We start from the raw sequence: 1,484 nt of genomic DNA, 5'->3' as shown, positions 1-1,484 counted from the left end.
TAAGAAATTGTTCTTCTCTTTCCCTCATAATGCCCCTCTTATTTATTAAACATTATTCATCTTCATTCTTTTTACATTTCACTACTTGACTCACACTCTTAATATGATAATTAATGATATAAATAACTTCATCACCGTTTACTAGCGTAATACATTCTTCATGCACTTCACTTAATAAGCCTTCTACACACTCTGGGCCGCCACGATTAATCTTTACCCACTTATACTTCAAGTCACGTAATACATCGACAAAAGTATCATCATCAGAGCAGAAACATGAAACATAGCCATCGCCACATTTACTTTCTTTCACTTTCTTAACTAGACTTTTCACATGTTTCAATTGGTAATATACTAATTCACCAAGAGGAAGTTGTAATGTAAGGTAATCTCTTCCTAACGATACAAGTACCCCCACTCGACTCTCTGGTCCACGAAGATTTACTTTTACAGTCTCACCGACTAAGCCTTTAATTTGTTCACAGCATAATATACTTTCCAAATTTATATCCTCCTTTCTTATTATCTTCCTCTTCTTGACTGTCTTTGTGCGCGAGCTCGACCTGAATTATTACTTTCACTTTCGCTTTCTTCGCTCTCTCTACAAGGTACTGTTACACTCTTAATATGAGATACTGCAACTAATATAACTTCTTCTTTTACAATTAGTGTCACAAATTCACAAGAAACATCTTGTAAAATACCTTCAACTTTCTCTGGGCCACCACGATTAATTTTCACCCAGCAATATTTGAAGCTTTGAAGTAACTTTTCAAAGTCATCTTCACATTCACATTCCAACCATCTGCAATCATCTGCTTTACAATCTTTCGCATTTTTTGTAATACTTTTCAGATGACGAATCTGATAGTAATAGAGCTCTCCTTTTTCATTCTTTAATACAAAGTAATCCGAACATACAGCGACTATTGTCCCTTTTTGAGATTCTGGACCACCCCTGTTTACTCTCACAAAAGATCCAATTAAGTCTTTCAGAAAATCACAATGAAATAAACTCACGAGAAAACCCCTTCCATTAATTTATAAGCTTTTGCACTGATAGTATATGTATCTGTACAGGTTACGTTCTCTATGTTTGTCCTAGCTAGAAAAAAATATGCTTTTAACATGGTAGACTACTACCTATCAAAATTTGAAGAAAGGCTAAGAACTCCTTATGTTTTTGATATCTTCAAACAAAAAATCCCTTATGAATATACATTTCTGCATATCTTCATAAGGGATTTTCCATAGTTTAATCTTCGTCTTTAACATCCATATCTTCTGGAATTGGTTCGTTCAATATTTCTTCCACTAATTGCTTATATTTCTCCATTTGTTCTAAATGTGTATTAAATTGTTCTTTATTTACTAAATATTGCTCTCCATCGAATAGCGCACGAATTTTCTTTTGCTGAATTAACTCTTCAATATACGATTTTGGTAAATTCAAATACTCCGCAGTCTCTTCTACTGTTATATAC

General features: G+C 33.5%; 3 protein-coding genes. All 3 read right to left on the bottom strand.

All coding sequences use genetic code 11. The annotated features are described in order from the left end of the window. Positions 1-52: 52 nt before the first annotated feature. Positions 53-502 (bottom strand): hypothetical protein, encoded by a 450-nt coding sequence (locus ABWK52_RS27765; protein ID WP_000443836.1) that lies wholly within the window; start codon positions 500-502, stop codon positions 53-55. 20 nt (positions 503-522) lie between these two features. Then, complete coding sequence (locus ABWK52_RS27760; RefSeq protein ID WP_030022606.1) at positions 523-1,020, bottom strand: hypothetical protein; 498 nt, start codon at positions 1,018-1,020, stop codon at positions 523-525. Positions 1,021-1,255: 235 nt separating this feature from the next. Next, a partial coding sequence (locus tag ABWK52_RS27755) for a helix-turn-helix domain-containing protein (RefSeq protein WP_353772297.1) occupies positions 1,256-1,484 on the bottom strand: 229 nt, incomplete at its 5' end.

The sequence above is a fragment of the Bacillus sp. AP50 genome, assembly GCF_040492675.1.
In the GTDB taxonomy this organism is placed as follows: domain Bacteria; phylum Bacillota; class Bacilli; order Bacillales; family Bacillaceae_G; genus Bacillus_A; species Bacillus_A cereus.
The sequence above is the reverse complement of the archived record's forward strand: the minus strand, read 5'-3'. Positions and strand labels throughout refer to the sequence as shown.